At 63.5% G+C, this 17,027-nt stretch carries 18 protein-coding genes; 13 read left to right on the top strand and 5 right to left on the bottom strand.

What is annotated here, in order from left to right:
• Positions 1-399 precede the first annotated feature (399 nt).
• The 7 genes from ACSSVC_RS16575 (at position 400) to ACSSVC_RS16545 (ending at position 6,617) form a co-directional block, all read left to right on the top strand.
• Positions 400-1,764 (top strand): glutamine synthetase family protein, encoded by a 1,365-nt coding sequence (locus ACSSVC_RS16575; protein WP_346635772.1) that lies wholly within the window; start codon positions 400-402, stop codon positions 1,762-1,764.
• A 159-nt stretch (positions 1,765-1,923) separates the two neighbouring features.
• Positions 1,924-3,237 (top strand): NAD(P)/FAD-dependent oxidoreductase, encoded by a 1,314-nt coding sequence (locus ACSSVC_RS16570; RefSeq protein ID WP_446440043.1) that lies wholly within the window; start codon positions 1,924-1,926, stop codon positions 3,235-3,237.
• Positions 3,238-3,358: 121 nt separating this feature from the next.
• The gene (locus ACSSVC_RS16565; RefSeq protein ID WP_492611017.1) at positions 3,359-4,375 is read left to right on the top strand and encodes a DUF2628 domain-containing protein; all 1,017 of its coding nucleotides are present in this window, start codon (positions 3,359-3,361) and stop codon (positions 4,373-4,375) included.
• A 154-nt stretch (positions 4,376-4,529) separates the two neighbouring features.
• Positions 4,530-5,195 (top strand): hypothetical protein, encoded by a 666-nt coding sequence (locus ACSSVC_RS16560; RefSeq protein WP_053150851.1) that lies wholly within the window; start codon positions 4,530-4,532, stop codon positions 5,193-5,195.
• Positions 5,192-5,713: a hypothetical protein gene (locus ACSSVC_RS16555; protein ID WP_346635769.1), complete on the top strand. Its 522-nt coding sequence runs from the start codon at positions 5,192-5,194 to the stop codon at positions 5,711-5,713. The genes ACSSVC_RS16560 and ACSSVC_RS16555 overlap by 4 nt, the downstream gene beginning before the upstream one ends.
• Positions 5,710-6,231 (top strand): hypothetical protein, encoded by a 522-nt coding sequence (locus tag ACSSVC_RS16550; protein WP_346635768.1) that lies wholly within the window; start codon positions 5,710-5,712, stop codon positions 6,229-6,231. The genes ACSSVC_RS16555 and ACSSVC_RS16550 overlap by 4 nt, the downstream gene beginning before the upstream one ends.
• Positions 6,231-6,617: a GFA family protein gene (locus ACSSVC_RS16545; RefSeq protein WP_346635767.1), complete on the top strand. Its 387-nt coding sequence runs from the start codon at positions 6,231-6,233 to the stop codon at positions 6,615-6,617. Before ACSSVC_RS16550 ends, ACSSVC_RS16545 begins: the two co-directional genes overlap by 1 nt.
• Before the next feature lie 223 nt (positions 6,618-6,840).
• Here the strand turns inward: ACSSVC_RS16545 and nadE are convergent, their stop codons facing one another.
• The 3 genes from nadE to ACSSVC_RS16530 are packed head-to-tail and all read right to left on the bottom strand — an operon-like array spanning position 6,841 to position 9,568.
• Positions 6,841-7,680 carry an NAD(+) synthase gene (nadE, locus tag ACSSVC_RS16540; protein WP_404939441.1) on the bottom strand — a complete coding sequence of 280 codons (840 nt, stop codon included), beginning with the start codon at positions 7,678-7,680 and terminating at the stop codon, positions 6,841-6,843.
• Between the two features lies 1 nt (position 7,681).
• Positions 7,682-8,911: a nicotinate phosphoribosyltransferase gene (gene pncB, locus ACSSVC_RS16535; protein WP_346635765.1), complete on the bottom strand. Its 1,230-nt coding sequence runs from the start codon at positions 8,909-8,911 to the stop codon at positions 7,682-7,684.
• Between the two features lie 9 nt (positions 8,912-8,920).
• Entirely contained in the window at positions 8,921-9,568 is a 648-nt protein-coding gene (locus ACSSVC_RS16530; protein WP_492611016.1) for an isochorismatase family protein, read from the bottom strand.
• A gap of 184 nt (positions 9,569-9,752) precedes the next feature.
• Between ACSSVC_RS16530 and ACSSVC_RS16525 the strand changes: the two genes are divergently transcribed.
• The 3 genes from ACSSVC_RS16525 to ACSSVC_RS16515 are packed head-to-tail and all read left to right on the top strand — an operon-like array spanning position 9,753 to position 11,522.
• Complete coding sequence (locus ACSSVC_RS16525) at positions 9,753-10,298, top strand: adenylyltransferase/cytidyltransferase family protein (RefSeq protein ID WP_346635763.1); 546 nt, start codon at positions 9,753-9,755, stop codon at positions 10,296-10,298.
• Between the two features lies 1 nt (position 10,299).
• Entirely contained in the window at positions 10,300-11,007 is a 708-nt protein-coding gene (locus ACSSVC_RS16520; RefSeq protein WP_404939439.1) for an NUDIX hydrolase, read from the top strand.
• An 8-nt stretch (positions 11,008-11,015) separates the two neighbouring features.
• Positions 11,016-11,522: an NUDIX hydrolase gene (locus ACSSVC_RS16515; protein ID WP_404939437.1), complete on the top strand. Its 507-nt coding sequence runs from the start codon at positions 11,016-11,018 to the stop codon at positions 11,520-11,522.
• Here the strand turns inward: ACSSVC_RS16515 and ACSSVC_RS16510 are convergent.
• Positions 11,474-12,421 (bottom strand): LysR family transcriptional regulator, encoded by a 948-nt coding sequence (locus tag ACSSVC_RS16510; protein ID WP_492611015.1) that lies wholly within the window; start codon positions 12,419-12,421, stop codon positions 11,474-11,476. The genes ACSSVC_RS16515 and ACSSVC_RS16510 overlap by 49 nt on opposite strands.
• 101 nt (positions 12,422-12,522) lie before the next feature.
• Between ACSSVC_RS16510 and ACSSVC_RS16505 the strand changes: the two genes are divergently transcribed.
• Positions 12,523-13,698, top strand: a complete 1,176-nt coding sequence (locus ACSSVC_RS16505; RefSeq protein WP_346635759.1) for an aspartate aminotransferase family protein — start codon at positions 12,523-12,525, stop codon at positions 13,696-13,698.
• Positions 13,699-13,777: 79 nt separating this feature from the next.
• On the opposite strand, the gene ACSSVC_RS16500 is transcribed toward ACSSVC_RS16505, so the two are convergent.
• Positions 13,778-14,314 carry a DUF4174 domain-containing protein gene (locus ACSSVC_RS16500; RefSeq protein ID WP_346635758.1) on the bottom strand — a complete coding sequence of 179 codons (537 nt, stop codon included), beginning with the start codon at positions 14,312-14,314 and terminating at the stop codon, positions 13,778-13,780.
• Between the two features lie 712 nt (positions 14,315-15,026).
• Between ACSSVC_RS16500 and ACSSVC_RS16495 the strand changes: the two genes are divergently transcribed.
• Positions 15,027-16,016 carry a response regulator gene (locus ACSSVC_RS16495; protein ID WP_492611014.1) on the top strand — a complete coding sequence of 330 codons (990 nt, stop codon included), beginning with the start codon at positions 15,027-15,029 and terminating at the stop codon, positions 16,014-16,016.
• A 3-nt stretch (positions 16,017-16,019) separates the two neighbouring features.
• The gene (locus tag ACSSVC_RS16490) at positions 16,020-16,967 is read left to right on the top strand and encodes a sensor domain-containing diguanylate cyclase (protein ID WP_346635756.1); all 948 of its coding nucleotides are present in this window, start codon (positions 16,020-16,022) and stop codon (positions 16,965-16,967) included.
• Positions 16,968-17,027 lie beyond the last annotated feature (60 nt).

The raw sequence follows: 17,027 nt of genomic DNA, 5'->3' as shown, positions 1-17,027 counted from the left end.
GCCGATGCATCCCCTGAACCCGTTTCACGGATTCGACAGATCAGCTCCCGCGCCCCTGCACAGTGGCCGCGGTGCGCTTGTCGACGCTCGGTTCTCACTGTCCTGCCGCTGCCACGCTCCTGCGCTCCATGAGGTCCATGAGGACCGCGCTGCCGTCATCGGTGTGTACTTCCTGGACAGGCCCTGCCCATGAAGCTTCTGGTCAACCTGCCCATGGCCCTGTGCCGTTCCCGTCTGCGCCACTCCTCACGTCCTCCGGATCACTCGCTTCTGGCCTGATCGCGCCCTCCTGCGCGTGCCGCTCCCAGACCTGATTTCTACCCTTGCAACCGCATCGTGCGCGGCGTCGTTGCAGGACCTGAAAACCTGTGCGCCTTGATGGCGCAAGCGAGACTCCTCATGAAATTTGCAGCCCTCGACGAAGCCCGTGACTTCCTGGCCGCCCACCCCGATATCGACATGATCGAGCTGTTCATCCTCGACGCCAACGGCGTGCCCCGGGGCAAGCTGCTGCACCGCGAAGAACTGCTGGCGGTGTATGAAAGCGGTCGCCCCCTGCCCAGCACCATCCTCGGCCTGACCCTCAACGGCGACGACGTGGAGAATTCCGGGCTGGTGTGGGACGTGGGCGATATCGACTGCCGTGCCTACCCGTTGGCCGGCAGTCTGGTGCGCCTGCCCTGGCGGCAGATCCCCACGGCCGCCGTGCAGGTCAGCATGCACCCGCAGGAGGGCCTGCCCGCCAGTATCGCCGATCCGCGCCACCTGCTGATCAAGGTCATCGACAGCCTCAAGGCCGAGGGTTACCACCCGGTGATGGCCTGCGAGCTGGAGTTCTACCTGCTGGACGCCAAGCGCGACGGCAATGGCCGCCCGCAACCGGCACTTGACGCCGATGGCGGTCGTCCGCGCAGCACCCAGGTCTATGGTCTGAGGGAGCTGGAGCAGATCGAACCCTTCCTCGCCGACCTCTACGCCGCCTGCAAACTGCAGGGCATTCCGGCGCGCACGGCGATCTCCGAGTACGCCCCAGGCCAGGTGGAAATCACCCTGGAACACGGCGATGCCCTGGAGGCCATGGACCAGGCGGTGCGCTACAAGCGCCTGGTCAAGGCCGTGGCCCACAAGCACGGGATGCAGGCCACCTTCATGGCCAAGCCCTTCGATCACCTGGCCGGCACCGGCATGCACATGCACGTGAGCATTGCCGACGCCGCGGGCCGCAACCTGTTTGCCTCCGAGGACCCGGCCGGCACCCCGCTACTGCGCCAGGCAGTGGGCGGCATGCTCGCTTCCCTGCTGGAATCGCTGCTGCTGTTCTGCCCCAACGCCAACTCCTACCGGCGCTTCCAGGCCAACAGCTACGCGCCCCTGGCGCCGACCTGGGGCGTCGACAACCGCACCGTGAGCCTGCGGGTGCCCGGTGGCCCGGCCAACAGTCGGCACATCGAACACCGCATCTGCGGCGCCGACGCCAACCCCTATCTCGCGGCGGCGGCGATCCTCGCCGGCGTGCATCGCGGCCTGCGCGAACACCTCGATCCGGGCGACCCAGTGCAAGGCAACGGCTATGCCCAGGCCACCGAGCTGCTGCCCACCGACTGGCTGACCTCGCTGATCGCCCTGGAGCAATCGGCCTGGGCCCGGGACGCCCTGGGCAGTGAATTCCTCGGGGTGTACCTGGCGGTCAAGCGTGCCGAGTACCGCCAGTTCATGGCCGAAGTCGGCGAGCAGGACTGGCGCTGGTACCTGACCCAGGCCTGAGCCGCAGTAACGATCTGCGGCGCAGGGCTCATGGGCAAGGCGGCCTGCAACCGCTTTGCCTGACCCGAGCTGCGCCCGGCAGATCATCGACAGCTCCTGAAGCGCTGGCGGCTGCCCTACACGCAGCCGCCCGGTTGATTTTTCTACGAGGATTGTTCCATGACAGCCGCCTTCGATCCGCGGACCCCGGCAGCCGAACGCTGCCCCAGCTACTACAGCGCCACCCTGAACCAGGAAACCCATTACCCGACTCTGCAAGGCACCCATCAGGTGGATGTGGTGATCATCGGCGGCGGCTTCACCGGCGTTGCCAGCGCGCTGGAACTGGCCGAACGCGGCCTGAAAGTCGCCATCGTCGAAAGCCACAAGATCGGCTGGGGCGCCACCGGGCGCAACGGTGGCCAGGTCACCGGCAGTCTCTCGGGCGACGAGGCCATGCGCAAACAGATGGGCCGCAGCCTCGGCAAGGAAGTCGATGACTTCATCTGGAACCTGCGCTGGCGCGGGCACCGGATCATCCAGCAGCGGGTGGAGAAATACGCCATCGCCTGCGACCTCAAGCACGGCCACCTGCACGCGGCCTACAAGCCCAGCCACCTGCCGGGCCTGCGGGCCGACTACGAAGAAGCGGTGCGCCGCGGCATGGGCGACGAAGTCAGCCTGCTGGACCGGGCCCAGGTGCGCGGCCTGCTGGAAAGCGACCTCTATCACGGCGCGATCAAGAACACCCGCAACCTGCACCTGCACCCGCTGAACCTGTGCATCGGCGAAGCCCGGGCTGCCGAAAGCCTGGGAGCGCTGATCTTCGAGCACAGCCAGGTGCTGGAGATCGTCCACGGCGAACGCCCGGCGGTGATCACCGCCCAGGGCCGGATCGACGCCAAGCAGGTGCTGCTGGCCGGCGACGTCTACCACAAGCTGGAGCCGAAAAAGCTCAAGGGCAAGATCTTCCCGGCCATGGGCGGCATCGTCACCACCGAGCCGTTGGGCGAGTTGGCCAAGCGCCTCAACCCCGAGGACCTGGCGGTCTACGACTGTCGCTTCGTGCTCGACTACTACCGCATGACCGCCGACGGCCGCCTGCTGTTCGGCGGCGGCGCCAACTACAGCGGCAAGGACTCGCGGGACATCGCCGGCGAACTGCGTCCCTGCATCGAGCGCACCTTCCCGGCGCTCAAGGGCGTGGCCATCGACTTCCAGTGGAGCTGCGCCATGGGCATCGTGATCAACCGCATCCCGCAACTGGGCAAGCTCTCGGACAACGTCTGGTACTGCCAGGGCTACTCCGGGCACGGCGTGGCCACCAGCCACATCATGGGCGAGATCATGGCCGAGGCCCTGACCGGCCACCTCGGCCACTACGACACCTTCGCCGCCTGCCAGCACATCCGCGTGCCCTTTGGCGACCAGTTGGGCAACCCGATGCTGGCGGCAGGCATGTGGTACTACCAGATGCTGGAGAAACTGCGCTGAGGGCCCGGCGCGAGTCGGGCGCCAACCCAGGCGCCGGCAAAGCTTGATGAGCCGGCCCTTTGTTCAGTAGTCTGCCCGCCCCTCGAAGGCATGGACCGCCCCAAACCCGCGGGCGGTCCCTGTGCTTCGTCTTGTCCAGACCCGCCCAAGCCCGAGGCTTGGGCCCAGCGAGACCGCCGTTATCCGAGTCCTCGACCAGGAAAGAATCGACCGTATCAATCAAGACCTGACCCGCGCCTGGAAGGCTGATGTTGAAACCACCTGCATCCTGTCGGGCATTGTGTTGCTCTCCTGCCTCATCCTCATCGGCCTGCTGGATGGCCCGCTGTTCGCCAAGGTCATCCTGTGCGGCTTCCTCTGCCTGATGGTCGGTGGCTGGTGCACCGCCAAGTGGCTCAACGCCCAGGCGCAACCCAGGGCTGACGTCACGGGAGTGAAGGTGGAGCAACTGGAAGGCTACTTTGACCGCCGCCGGGTTCAGACTGCCGGCAAGCCCTATATCGAATACAGCTTTGGCAAGCATTGCCTGCACATCCAGACCTCGGCCAACAGCTTCTTCAGTGGTGATACCCAGTTGAAGCTCAACCGCCGCTATCGCGTCGACGCCCTGTACCTCATCGGCCGCTGCAGCGACTACACCGGCTATTACCTGCTGGAAGAAACCTTCCAGGAAATCTTCGATGACAGCGACCTCAGCGCCGAGGAGAAAATCCAGGTTGCCAAGCGTGAGAGACGGATCAAACAGCACCTCAAGGAGCAGCAGACACGCCTGTACCGCCTCTACCGCAACCCCCAGGGCGAACTGGAGGCGGTGGCCCTGGGTTTCAATTTTGCCGCGTGCTTTTTCACCGTGCTCTGGTCGTTCTGCGCCGGCCTGCACGGGGTAACCGTCCTCACCCTGGCCGCCCTGGGCCTGACCCTGCTGATCCCCGATACAGGCGCCGGCTACCCTTGGTTCGCCCTGGGCTGGCTGCTCAGCGCCGGGCTCTTTGGTGCGTGCGGCAATCAGTGGCGAGCAAGGCTGGTGCTGCGCAAGGGCTTTGTCCAGGTCGATGCCCTGCTGTCCTGCAACCCCGACCAGGCCAAGGTGCAGTACAAAAGAAAGGTCGAAGAGGCAGCGCCGGGGTTCGGTCAATAGCGCCGCCGGGCAGGTCATTCCGGGTAACGCGCTACACAAAGCCCTAAGGTTCTCGTACCATCGCGCCGCTCACGAGCGGCGCCAGGGAAGGCCATGTACAGACACTCATGCCTCCCTGCCTGCGCCTTGTCCAAAGTCATTTTCAGGGTTCCCCATGTTCCGCGTAATCAAGGCTTCGTCCTTGCTGCTGGCCACCAGCATTGTTTCTGGCTGCATCAGCCAACCCGCCGCCATCGTCAGCGCCCCTCTGCAACCCGCAGCCAACGAACCCACGACCTATCTGGTGGGCGCTATTGGCCCGCAGTACCTGGGCGGCGGCGGTGCCGCCACCAACCTGCGCCTGCTGATTCGCAAACGCGGCTCAATCAATGGCGCCGCGGCACTCTGGGAGGGCGACCCACGACCAACGCCTGAGGACATCCATGAACCCCGCGCCGCCGGCAGTGTATTTGTCATGCCGCTCAAACCGGGTGATTACGAGTTCTACAACTTCCAGTTCTGGTCCATGGTCTACACCCCGGGGCTCGGCTCACGCCTGCAATCCCAGGAAGCGCGCGAAGAGTTCGTACTGCCGCTGCGCCTGGAGGCGGGCAAGGCGTATTACATCGGCGAGTTTCGCTCGGTCTGCAGCCAAGTGACCCAGTGCTTCTTTGCCTGGAGCAATCAAATGCCCCGTGACGCCGTGATTGCCCAGCGCCAGGTGCCGGGGCTGCCGGACCTGCAATGGATGCCGCTGGATCTGGACAAGGCCAAGCCCTTCATCCTTCCCGTCGACAAGCAAACCAGCCCAGCCAACGCCACTGCGGAGATTCATCCATGAAATCCTGCCTGAGCCTTTGCGCCCTTCTGCTGCTCGCGGGCTGCGCGGCAACCGACACCTTGCCGGACCGTCCGTTGACGGATGGCCAAGCCTATTTGATGCCCCTGCATGTGATGGTCGATGACCCATTGCGCGCCGCCGAATTGCGCAACGCCCTGCGTGCCACCGGAGTGTTCGAGAATGTCCAGACCGGCGCCGGCGAACCTGGCGACTACAGCGCTCGGATTCAATTCAAGTCCGACCGCGAGATCCCGCCGATGCCGCTGATCTTCCTCAGTGCCGCCACCCTGTTCCTGATGCCGCTGTCCAATGGCATCGATACCCGCACCGACATCACCCTGCTGCACGAGGGCAAGGTGCTCAAGCAATACAGCTATCGCAACCTGACGCATAAATACACTTGGCTGCTGGATCAGGGCGGTGAAATGCAAGAGCAGAATATCCAGCGCATCGCCCGCGCCTTTGCCGGCGACCTGCGTCAGGATCAACTGTTGCCAAGCGCGAGTCAGGCCCAATGAACCCCATAGGTTTGACTGCCCTGCTGTGCGGCGCACTGACCATCACCGGTTGTGGCACCCAAATGGCGCCGCTGGACTACCGCAGTCAACATCCCTATGTACCGCTGACCCTGGACCTGGGCCCGGTGAAAAGTCGCTTCGACGAACAGGAGCAACGGGAAACCATCGCCGCCCTGCGTCAAACCGGAGCCTTCTCCTTTCTCGATGGTGGCTACAGCCGCAGCGGCTACCGCCTGCTGATCAGCGAGCCAGGCGGCAAGAGCGCGGGGTTGCTTGGCGCGCTGAATGCCATCACCCTGCTGACCTTCCCCCTGCCCTACTCCTACCAGAGCAACTTGCGCGGCAGCCTGCTCAAGGACGGCCAACTGCTCAAGACCTACGACTACCGTCGTGAAGGCTATAGTGTGGCGGCCTGGTATGTTCCGCCGGTGCAGATCGAAAGCCGCAGAGAGATGCTCGATGAGCTGCTGCATGACTTGGAAAAGGACCGTTTGATTCCTCAGGAGAACCCACGCTGATGACTGCCAGCCTGTACCAGGGCGGCTGCCTGTGCGGGCAGATTCGCTTCGAGGCCCGGGGGCCTGCCGCCAATCCCCATACCTGCTCGTGCAAACTGTGCCAGCGCCACAGCGGCGCGCTGACGCTGGCGTGGGTCGAATTCCCCCGGGAACGGGTGACCTGGACTGGCCCTGGCGGCGCACCGGCGACTTTCAGGTCATCGGACTATTCCAGCAGGGCGTTCTGCCCACAGTGCGGCAGTTCATTGGGGGCCATCGATGATGAGCCGACCGTTGCCTTGCTGCTGGGTGCCTTCGACAGCAACAACCGCAAGGCACTGGCACCGACCCGCCATTCGTTCAAGGGCCAGCGCCCCCGCTGGTGGCATGGAGGCGAAAACCGCTGACTCTGACCGCCGGCGAATGGCGATGACTCTGCGGGCCTCTTCGCTGGCAAGCCAGCTCCTACGGTATTCAGGGTGGCGCGGTCTGTAGGAGCCGGCTTGCCGGCGAAGGCGATCGTACGGGCCCTTTCGCTGGCAAGCCAGCTCCTACGGTATTCGGGGTGGCGCGGTCTGTAGGAGCCGGCTTGCCGGCGAAGGCGATCCGGCGGACAACGCAAGTCCGTTGCTAGAGGCCGGCTGTCGCGGGGGTCCGTGGCAAGGCGCGTTTGTGAGCAGTGCGCAGGTAGGCACGCTCGATCAGGTGACGCACCGCGTCGGTGACGGGCTCGCCCATCAGGTAGGCATCGATTTCTTCGTAGCTGCAGCCGTAAGCCGTTTCGTCCAACTTGCCCGGGGCCAGTTCTTCCAGGTCCGCCGTGGGCGCCTTGTGCACCAGTTGGGCGGGAGCGCCGAGGGCATCGGCCAGCAGCCGCACCTGGGTCTTGGTCAGGCCCGACAACGGGGCCAGGTCGCAGGCGCCGTCGCCGTATTTGGTGAAGAAGCCCATCAGGGCTTCAGCGCCGTGGTCGGTGCCCACCACCAGGCCGTTGCTGAAGTTGGCCACGGCGTACTGAGCGATCATCCGCGCCCGGGCCTTGACGTTGCCCTTGGCGAAATCGCTGAGGGCCGCCGAGGGCTGCAAGCCTTCGATCCGCAGCTGATTCATCATTCCATCGACGCTGTCGGCAATGTTGCAGGTGCTGATGCTATCCGGGCGAATGAAGTCCAGGGACGCCTGGGCATCGCTTTCATCCGCCTGGCTTTTATAGGGCAGGCGCATGGCGATAAATCGCGCCTCCTGCCCTGCCCCGCGCAGTTGCTCCACCGCCAGTTGACACAAGCGGCCGGCCGTCAGGGAGTCGACTCCGCCACTGATGCCCAGCACCAGGGTCGTGCAGCCGGACTCGCGCAGCACTTGCTGGATGAAGGCCACTCGCCGGGCGATTTCCAGGGCTTCGCCACCAGGCACCAGTTGCCGGTCGATGCCCAGTTCCCGGGCAATGCGTTCTTGGGTTGGACTGCTCATATCAGGCCTCCAGAGGCGAGTTGGCAAGGTTGACGTTGAACACCTGGGCGGCGTACCGAAGGAACGACGGGTCTTCGCAGACGTTCTTGATCGGGTCGTCGGAGAACTTCACCACCGGTTCACCGTGGACTCGCACCAGCTTCATCACGATGCTCAGCGGCTCGACACCTTCGACATCGCAGGCCAGGCTGGTGCCCATGCCAAAACCGAACCGGGCCTGGCCACGCACGTGGCGCAGGATCGGCAGGCATTTCTCGAAGTTCAGGCCATCGGAGAACATCAGGTCCTTGGTCCGAGGATCGATGCCCAGCTCACGGTAGCGGGCCAGGACCTTGTCGGCCCAGAGGATCGGGTCCCCGGAATCCTGGCGCAGGCCGTCGTAGAGCTTGGCGAAGTACAGGTCGAAATCCTTGAGGAAAAAATCGGTGCTGATGCAGTCGGTCAGGGCGATGCCGAGGCGTCCGCGATACTCGTGCACCCAATTCTCCAGGGCCGCATTCTGGCTCTCGCGCAGCCGCCCCAGTTGCTGGTGCACCATCAGCCATTGGTGGGCCATGGTGCCGATCAGCGGCAGGTCGAACTCGTAGGCCAGGTGCGCATTGCTGGTGCCGACAAAGACCCCGGGGAAATCGCTGCGCATGATCTTCACCACTTCGCGCTGGGCCTTGAACGACAGGCGCCGGCGGGTGGAAAAATCCGAGACGCGGAACTCGGCAAGCTCGTCGCGACTGGCGTTTTTCTCCAGCCATTCAAACTTCTGATAGAGCCGGCGAGTGACATCCTCAAGCTCCACTTCGGGGTACTTATCGCGGTTGCGCAATTCGCTGACCATGGCCAGCACCGGCTGCTCGAACATGATGCAGTGCAACATCGGGCCGCGGACGCGAATGCTCAGTTGGCCGTCGACCGCCGCCACGTGGATGTAGCGCAGGTTGAAGCGGAACAGACCGAGAAACTGCTCGAAGTCCGGGGTCAGGTACTCACGAAAACGCTTGTTGAACAAAAAGCGCTGTTCGCCTTCGCGCATCTGCAGGCCGGCGAGCTTTTCCAGTTCCTGGCGGATCTCGGGGATCAGGTGCACCAGGGACTCTTTGGAGCGAACGATGAACTGGTACTCCACATCGACATTGGGGTGCTGGTGCAGCACCGCCTGCATCATGGTGAAGGTGTAGTAGTCGGTGTCCAGCAGGCTCTGAATCACGCCGTTGTTACGGTCGAATGCACTTTCCATGATGACTCCTCAAGCCTTGGCCAGTCTGGCGGTTTCTTCGCGGGTCGCGGCAACCGCGATGCCCGCTCGTTGCATATCGTCGATCGCCTGGGTAGCACCCTCGGCGCTGATGGCGCGACAGGCCGGCAGGTGAATGATCACCTTGAAGCCGGCGGCGGCCAGTTGCAGGGCGGTGGTCTTGACGCAGAAATCCAGGGCCAGGCCGCCGACGATGACCTGCTCCACGCCCTGGCTGTTGAGGTACTCGATGGCGCCGGTGGAGAGCTTGCCGTGCAAGTCGTGGTAGCAGGCGCCATAGGGGTGCAGGTCCGGTTCCACGCCCTTCCACACGAAGTAGTCGTAGTCATAAGGCGTGGGCAGCTCGTCCAGCAGGGTAAAACCCTCGGTGCCCGGCACGCAGTGGCTGACCCAGGTCAGGTCGGCGTGCGCCAGGCCAGTGGGCTGGAGCATCTGGTCGTGCCCGGCCACCACCCAGGGGGCTCGGGAACTGTGGGCGTCCTTGCTGCCGATGCGCAGGCTGGCCAGGGTCGCCATGAAATTCAGCTCGCCGCCGATGCGATCGCCTTCGGTCACGGGCAACTCGTCCGGGCACAGCGGGGTAAAGCTCTTTTGTGCATCGACATCGAAGGAAGCGGTCTTCATCGTTTGGCTGTTCATGCTGGGTCTCTCCTCTGCATGGAGCACAAAGTACATGTCATGTACTTTCATGGCAAGCCCTCTTTGGATTTTATTTTTCTCAATCGGACTTCAATCAAACCGAACAAATAAGCTGAAAAAGTAGATTCTCCGCCGACAAAAGCGATGCTAAGGTACACGTCATGTACCTAACGAGGAAAAGCAGATGTTTGAACTGGCCCTCTATGGCGGCGCCTTCAACCCGCCCCACGCCGGACACGCCCAGGTGATGCTCGAAGCCGCTCGCCACGCCCGCCGGGTACTAGTAGTCCCGAGCTTTTGCCATCCGGATGGCAAGCGCATGGCCGATTTCGAGCAACGGGCCAGCTGGTTGCAGACGATCACCACGCACCTGCAGCCAGAGTGCCAGGCCGAGCTGGCGGTCAGCCGCCTGGAGCGCCAACTGGCCCTGGCCGATCCGGGTCCGGTCTACAGCTTCACCCTGCTGCAACGCCTGGCCGACGACCTGGCCCTGGACGGCAAGCGCATCGCCCTGGTGGTGGGTGAAGACGTCGCTTGTCGGTTGCCCAGGTTCCACCGCGGCGAGGAATTGCTGCAACGCTTTTCCATCCTCTGCATCGAGGAACAGCCCGGGGTCCGCAGCAGCGTATTGCGCCAGTGCCTGGCCCGGGGCGAAACACCGCCCAGCCAATGGCTGGCACCGGGCATGAATCCGCTAAACTACGGCCTCTACGCCGTCCACGGAAGTTGATATGCACGACCGCACCACCCTCCCCAGCGCCTACTTGCACACCATCGACCTGTGCCTGCTGCGCTACAACCGCGAGCGCTGCGAGCTGGAAATCCTTCTCCATCAACGCGACAGCGAGCCTTTCACCGGGCACTGGGCGCTGCCGGGCATCGTGGTCAACGGCGATGTCGAGGACCGCAGCCTGAATGACGCAGTGGAACGCCTGCGCCGTTCAAGCAAGGTGGACATGCCCCTGGCCTGGCTGGAACAGGTGGGCACCGTAGGCGACGCCTTTCGCGACCCGCGCTGCTGGTCGTCCTCGACCTTCTACCTGGGGATCGTCAGCGAGCCGGTGGAGCCCGCTGCGCATCAGGGGTTCTTTGCTCTGGGCGAGGTCGCCAGCGGCGCCTTCAAGCTGCCCTTCGACCACAACGCGCTGGTGGCCCAGGTGCAGGAGCGGCTGTTTTCCAAGTCCCTGTACAGCAGCCTGCCGCTGATGTTTCTCGGCAACGAGTTCAGCGCCCCGGAGGCGGTGAGCATCTTCTCCCTGGTGCTGCAACGGCCAGTGCTCAAGACCAGCATTCGCCAGCGCCTGCTGAAGATGAGCGAAGCCGGCTACCTGCAGGAAACCGGACGCAAGAAAAGCGGGGATGGCGGCCGCCCTCAGGCCACAGTGGAAACCCTCAAGCCCACCGAGTTGTACCTGTTCGATCGTTGTTTTCTGGAGTAATACCGCCCATGAGTTCCGTCATCGAAAGCCAGTGCCTGCTGGAAACCCCGTACTTCAAGGTGGTCCGCGAAAACGGCTACTTCATCATCAAGGAAGCCCAGGCGGTGAACGGCGTGGTGGCCGTACCGACCCTGGCCGATGGCCGGCTGATGCTGGTGGACCTCAAGCGCCGAGCCATTGGCGGCCAGTCCATCGAGTTTCCCCGGGGCGCCATCGATGCCGGGGAAAGCGCCTGCGACGCGGCGGCCCGGGAACTGCTGGAAGAGACCGGCTGGCAGGCATCGCAAGTCCGCCAACTGGGCTTGCTGCACAGCAACACCTCGCTGATCGCCAGCGCGGTGGCGGTGTGTCAGGTGGAGATCGCCGAACAGCAGACCACCGCCACCGATGGCGAGGTGGACCACCTGCTGTGGGTCAGCCGCCAGGAGTTGCTGGCAATGGTCGCTGCCGGCCAGATCACCGACGGTCACACCCTGTCGGCAGCGATGATGCTGCTGGCCAGCGAGTCAGCCTGACGCCCCCACTTCTCCAGGGCGAAGTCGACAAAGCTGCGCAGCTTGGGCAAGCGATAGCGGTCCTGGGCATAGAGCAGATGCATCGTCCGGAAGGGCAACTGATAATCCTGCAGCACCGGCACCAGACGGCCCTGCTGCAGGTCTTCCTCCACCAGCGCATCGGGCATCATCACCAGCCCCAGCCCACCCCGCGCCGCCCGGTGCAGGCCGGACGACGTGTTAGTCAGCAGCGAGCCGGACACCGCAACCAGCACATCCCCCTCGGGCCCGCGCAACGGCCATTGCGTGGCGGTGGAGCTCCACTCGTCACCGGCCGGGTAGGCAAATGCCAGGCAGTTGTGCTGCTGCAGATCCTCGGGAACCTGCGGGGTGCCGCAACGCTCCAGGTACTCCGGAGCGGCGCAGATGGTCAGGGTGTAATCCTGCAGCGGCCGGGCAATCAGCGAGGAGTTATCCAGGTTGCCCAGGCGCACGGCCACATCGAAGGCGCCGTCGCTCAAGTCGAAACGCTGATTGGCCAGGGTCAGCTCCACCTTGACCAGGGGACAGCGCTGCTGGAACTCGCTCAAGGCCGGCGCCAGGCGCTCGGTGCCGAAGGTCAGCGGCGCGGTGATGCGCAAGGTGCCGGAGGGCTCGCCCTGGGCCTGCTCCGCCAGGCGCTCGGAGTCCGCTACCAGGCCCAGCACCGCCAGGCAGCGCTGGTAGTACTCGGTGCCGAACTCGGTGAGGCGCTGGCGGCGCGTCGTGCGATTGAGCAGGCGCACCCCGAGGCGCTGCTCCAGGGCACGCAGGTGATTGCCCACCATGGTGGTGGACATGCCGCATTCCCGGGCAGCGGCGGTCATGTTTCCCGCTTCCACCACCTTGACGTACACCGACATCGCCTGGAACAGATCCATTATCAACCCTGACTTCAAGATGATTAAAGAAATGGCGAGTTTATCTAGCCTGAATGGCTAACGATACTGGCAGCACACCCCCTGAGATGGAGTCGCCCGCCATGACCGCCGCCTGCCTGATGAGCACCTACCAGCCCCTTGCCCTGAGCTTCTGCAAGGGCCTGGGCAGCCGCCTCTGGGACCAGAGCGGGCGTGAGTACCTGGACGCCATCGCCGGAGTCGCAGTGACCGGTATCGGCCACTCTCATCCGCGCCTGGTCAGCGCCATCCGCGAACAGGCCGGCCTGCTGCTACACAGTTCCAATCTCTATGACATCCACTGGCAGCAGCAACTGGCCGCCAAACTGACCCAGCTGAGTGGCATGGAGCGGGCGTTCTTCAACAATTCCGGGGCCGAGGCCAATGAAACCGCGCTCAAGCTGGCGCGCCTTCACGCTTGGCACAAGGGCATCGAACAGCCCCTGGTGGTGGTCATGCACAACGCTTTCCACGGCCGTACCCTGGCCACCCTTTCCGCCAGCGATGGCCCGGCAGTGCGCCTGGGTTATGGCCAGTTACCGGAAGGTTTTCTCAAGGTGCCGTTCGGCGATCTGGCCGCCCTGGAGTCGCTGGCTGCCCAGCACGGTCCGCGCATCAGTGCGGTGCTGATGGAGCCGATCCAGGGTGAAGGCGGCATCCAGCTGGCTGCGCCCGGCTACCTCAAGGCCGTGCGTGAGCTGTGCACCCGGCGCAACTGGCTGCTGATGCTCGACGAGATCCAGAGCGGCATCGGTCGTACCGGGCGCTGGTTCGCGTGCCAGCACGAGGGCGTGGTGCCGGACGTGATGACCCTGGCCAAGGGCCTGGGCAACGGCATTCCCATCGGTGCCTGCCTGGCCCGGGGCAAGGCCGCCGAACTGTTCACCCCAGGCAGCCATGGCAGTACGTTCGGCGGCAATCCCCTGGCCTGCCGGGCGGCCTGCACCGTGCTGGACATCATCGAGGAACAGCAGTTGCTGAGCAACGCCGAGCAGCGCGGCGCCCAGCTGCTAGGTCGGCTGCGGGAGGCGCTTGCGGGGCATCCGGCAGTGCGGGAAATTCGCGGACTGGGGCTGATGGTGGGTATCGAGCTGGTGCAGCCGGCCCGGCAGTTGGTGCAGATCGCCGCCCGTGATCATGGCCTGCTGATCAATGTCACCCGGGGCACGACCATCCGCCTGCTGCCACCTCTGGTGATCGATGCGGCGGAAGTGGAGATGATCGTCGACGGGCTGCGCCAGACCCTCGAAACGCTGTAACCGCGCCAAGGCTGACGCGATGACGCTGGGCAAGTTCCGCGGCGCTCAGCACCTGCCCCGGGCTGGCCGGCTATGCATTTCAGTCGTCCAGCGCCTTGGGCGCCGCCGCAGGCTTGGCCGCCTTGCCGGCCTTGGCACTGGCCGGTTTGGCTTCCGGCTCGGGGGCCGGCGCTGGGGCCGCGGCCTGCTTCTCCGCCGCCGGCAACTGGTCGACCGCGCCGAAGACTTCCTTGAGCTCGATGGCCCCTGAGTGCTCGAGCTTTTTCTCGCCGTCCTTGCCCACCAGGATCACCTTGGTCTGGGCCCCCGCCCCCAGCTTGAGGCTGCGGATCAGGGCCATGGTGGATTGCGGATCGATGTCCTTGCCATCGCGCTGGCCGATGGTGTTGATCACCGTGTAAAGGACCATGTTGCGTTCGTTGAAGGCTTGACGGGTGGCCGGCTCTTCCAGGGACTTCTTCAGGCTCACCAGGGTCGGGTCCACGGTGCTGGGGGCGATCACGATCAATGGCCGTGACTTGCCCAGGTCCTGAGCCAATGGGCCGTCGTTGTCGGCCGCCAGGACCGGACCAGCGACAGCGAGCAGAGTAGCGAGGGTCAATGACCGAATGAACATGCGTCTCTCCTTATGTTTTCCACGCAGTAATGATTGCGCATTGCGGGAAAAGGTCCAGGCCGGGACTCAAAATCTGACATTTTTTTGTCCGGCTGGCCGGGCCTGCGCCTCGTAGTCCACAGGCGGTGGAAAACAAGGGATACAGAGCTTTCAGCGGTCATCGGAATGCATCTCGCGGTAAGGTTTTGTTGCATATAAGCGGGCTGTACGGAATATCGCAGCAGAGGTTCCCTGAAACTTTCACCCTCCCTTCCCTCGGCACCAGAATATGGCGTCTTTCATACAATCTTCCCTGAGCAACTCGTACATCAACCGTATCGAACGGCAGAACTTTAAAGTTGTTTGCAAAGTGTCATTTTTCAAACGCCAGAAAACAGGCGTAATTGCCCGTTCACCATGAACAACCCTTTCTATCTCGGGACTTTCGCCCCTCCAGCATCTCGATGAATTCACCTAGCAATACAAACAGAACAACGCATCAGGACGCAGACCGATATCAGTCAAAAGTTGCAAGTCGCTCTGCAGTTGAATGCACTGAACAATGATCTGGAACAAATAACTCAATGAACGCCTACTTGTTCTTCCATTGCCGACCGAACTATAGTGCGGCGCGGCACGGACAGCCCGTTACAACACCCTTATTGCGCGGCAACTCGTTACATTCCTGAACGTTATCCAGCTGCGGATTTTTTCGAATGAGCGTCCGATCCCGATGATCCCTCTTCTCGTCTGCGATGACTCGAGCATGGCCCGCAAGCAGGTGCTACGGACCTTGCCCAGCGAGTGGCGGGTGTCCGTGACCCAGGCCTGCAACGGCCGCGAAGGCCTGGAAGCCCTGCGTCGGGGGCTGGGCAAGGTGGCGTTGCTGGACCTGACCATGCCGGTCATGGACGGTTATCAGGTCTTGAGCGCGGTGCAGGAAGAAGGCATCGACGCGCAGATCATCGTCATCTCCGGGGACGTCCAGGAGGAAGCGGTACGTCGTACCCGCGAACTGGGGGCCCGAGCCTTCCTCAAGAAGCCCTTCGATCCCCAGCAGTTGCGTGCACTGCTCAACGAACTGCAGCTGCTGGACAGCCCGGGGGCGCTCCCTGCTGCCGCCCTGTCGCCGCCGCCCCTGGTGACCTTTCGCGACGCGTTCCGAGAAACCGTCAATGTCTCCATGGGCTACGCGGCGGCGCTGATCGCCAAGGTCCTGGATGTGTTCGTGCACCTGCCGATCCCTCACGTCAATGTGCTGGAGGCCGGCGAACTGCAGATGCTCCTGGCCGATGCCAATCGCGCCCGGCAGCTGACCGCCATCTGCCAGAGCTATATCGGCAGCGGCATTGCCGGCGAAGCACTGCTGATGTTCTACGACTCGGAAGTGGCCGACATCGCCCAGTTGATGGAACAGGGCACCGACCCCTATCAGGAAATGGAAGTGCTGATCGACCTGTCCAGCGTGTTGATCGGTGCCTGCTTGAGCAGCATTGCCGACCAGTTGGATGTGTTCTTTTCCGTGGGCCATCCCCAGGTGCTGGGCGAACACACCACCATCGACGAATTGATCGTGCTCAACCAGCAACGCTGGAGCAAGACCCAAGCGGTGGAGATCAGCTACAGCCTGGAAGAACAGAACATCCACTTCGACCTGTTGCTGTTGTTCACTGAGGGCTCCATGGCCTTGCTGGAACAGAAACTCGCCTACCTGATGAATTGAGCCATGCCCAAACGAATGGATTTCAGTGAACTGCACTGGTTGCTGGCGGTGGTCCAGAGCATCGATGTGGGGATAGTGGTGCTCGATCTGGAGTGCCGGGTCCAGGTGTGGAACAGCTTTATGGAGAACCGCTCCGGGGTGCCGTCCAAGCAGGCCATCGATCAATCGTTCTTCGAACTGTTCCCTGAGGTGGAGCGGCCCTGGTTCAGCCGCAAGGTCGGGCGTGTGGTGGCCCTGGGCACGCCGGCCTTCACCATCTGGAAGCAGCGGCCGTATCTGGTGCACTTCAACAATTACCAGCCAATCACCGGCCAGGGCGAGTTCATGTACCAGAACACCACGTTGCTGCCACTGCGCTCCTCCAACAGCGAGATCCATCATGTCTGCCTGGTGATCTACGACCTCACCGACGTGGCGATCAACAGCCTGGCGCTGCAGAAGGCCAACCAGCAGTTGCAGCACCTGTCACGCGTCGATCACCTGACCCAGTTGTTCAACCGTGGTCACTGGGAACAGCGCCTGGCGTTCGAATACAGCCGCCACGGCAACGCCATTGCCCTGCTGATGCTGGACATCGACCACTTCAAGTCGATCAACGATCGCTACGGGCACCAGGCCGGCGATGCCGTGATCAAACGCGTGTCGCAGCTGATCCACGAGCATGTGCGCGACAGCGATGTGGCCGGGCGTTATGGCGGCGAAGAGTTCGCCATCCTCCTGCCCCACACCGATCTGGCCGGCGCCCACACCCTCGCCGAACGCCTGCGCCAATCGGTGCAAGAACAAGAGGTGATCCACAACGGCCAGGCCATTGCCTTCACCATCAGCCTGGGCATCGCCTGCCTCGATCGCCCGGCCCGGGACCACCGCTGCCTGATCGAGTGGGCGGACCAGGCGCTGTACGCCTCCAAGCACGCCGGGCGCAATCGGGTCAGCACCTACGCACCTTGAACAGTAGCGCAGGGGAAACTTGTAAAAAGACCGGGCCCAAGGGATAAACTGCGCGCTTTT

It is taken from the genome of Pseudomonas sp. E1BtOHC1 (assembly GCF_058744285.1).
The sequence above is the reverse complement of the archived record's forward strand: the minus strand, read 5'-3'. Positions and strand labels throughout refer to the sequence as shown.

Excerpts from the sequence above, each read along its gene's own strand:
- ACSSVC_RS16575 (WP_346635772.1), top strand. The coding sequence starts at position 400 with ATGAAATTTGCAGCCCTCGACGAAGCCCGTGACTTCCTGGCCGCCCAC.
- ACSSVC_RS16570 (WP_446440043.1), top strand. The coding sequence starts at position 1,924 with ATGACAGCCGCCTTCGATCCGCGGACCCCGGCAGCCGAACGCTGCCCC.
- ACSSVC_RS16560 (WP_053150851.1), top strand. The coding sequence starts at position 4,530 with ATGTTCCGCGTAATCAAGGCTTCGTCCTTGCTGCTGGCCACCAGCATT.
- ACSSVC_RS16555 (WP_346635769.1), top strand. The coding sequence starts at position 5,192 with ATGAAATCCTGCCTGAGCCTTTGCGCCCTTCTGCTGCTCGCGGGCTGC.
- ACSSVC_RS16550 (WP_346635768.1), top strand. The coding sequence starts at position 5,710 with ATGAACCCCATAGGTTTGACTGCCCTGCTGTGCGGCGCACTGACCATC.
- ACSSVC_RS16545 (WP_346635767.1), top strand. The coding sequence starts at position 6,231 with ATGACTGCCAGCCTGTACCAGGGCGGCTGCCTGTGCGGGCAGATTCGC.
- nadE (WP_404939441.1), bottom strand. The coding sequence starts at position 7,680 with ATGAGCAGTCCAACCCAAGAACGCATTGCCCGGGAACTGGGCATCGAC.
- pncB (WP_346635765.1), bottom strand. The coding sequence starts at position 8,911 with ATGGAAAGTGCATTCGACCGTAACAACGGCGTGATTCAGAGCCTGCTG.
- ACSSVC_RS16530 (WP_492611016.1), bottom strand. The coding sequence starts at position 9,568 with ATGAACAGCCAAACGATGAAGACCGCTTCCTTCGATGTCGATGCACAA.
- ACSSVC_RS16525 (WP_346635763.1), top strand. The coding sequence starts at position 9,753 with ATGTTTGAACTGGCCCTCTATGGCGGCGCCTTCAACCCGCCCCACGCC.
- ACSSVC_RS16520 (WP_404939439.1), top strand. The coding sequence starts at position 10,300 with ATGCACGACCGCACCACCCTCCCCAGCGCCTACTTGCACACCATCGAC.
- ACSSVC_RS16515 (WP_404939437.1), top strand. The coding sequence starts at position 11,016 with ATGAGTTCCGTCATCGAAAGCCAGTGCCTGCTGGAAACCCCGTACTTC.
- ACSSVC_RS16510 (WP_492611015.1), bottom strand. The coding sequence starts at position 12,421 with ATGGATCTGTTCCAGGCGATGTCGGTGTACGTCAAGGTGGTGGAAGCG.
- ACSSVC_RS16505 (WP_346635759.1), top strand. The coding sequence starts at position 12,523 with ATGACCGCCGCCTGCCTGATGAGCACCTACCAGCCCCTTGCCCTGAGC.
- ACSSVC_RS16500 (WP_346635758.1), bottom strand. The coding sequence starts at position 14,314 with ATGTTCATTCGGTCATTGACCCTCGCTACTCTGCTCGCTGTCGCTGGT.
- ACSSVC_RS16495 (WP_492611014.1), top strand. The coding sequence starts at position 15,027 with ATGATCCCTCTTCTCGTCTGCGATGACTCGAGCATGGCCCGCAAGCAG.
- ACSSVC_RS16490 (WP_346635756.1), top strand. The coding sequence starts at position 16,020 with ATGCCCAAACGAATGGATTTCAGTGAACTGCACTGGTTGCTGGCGGTG.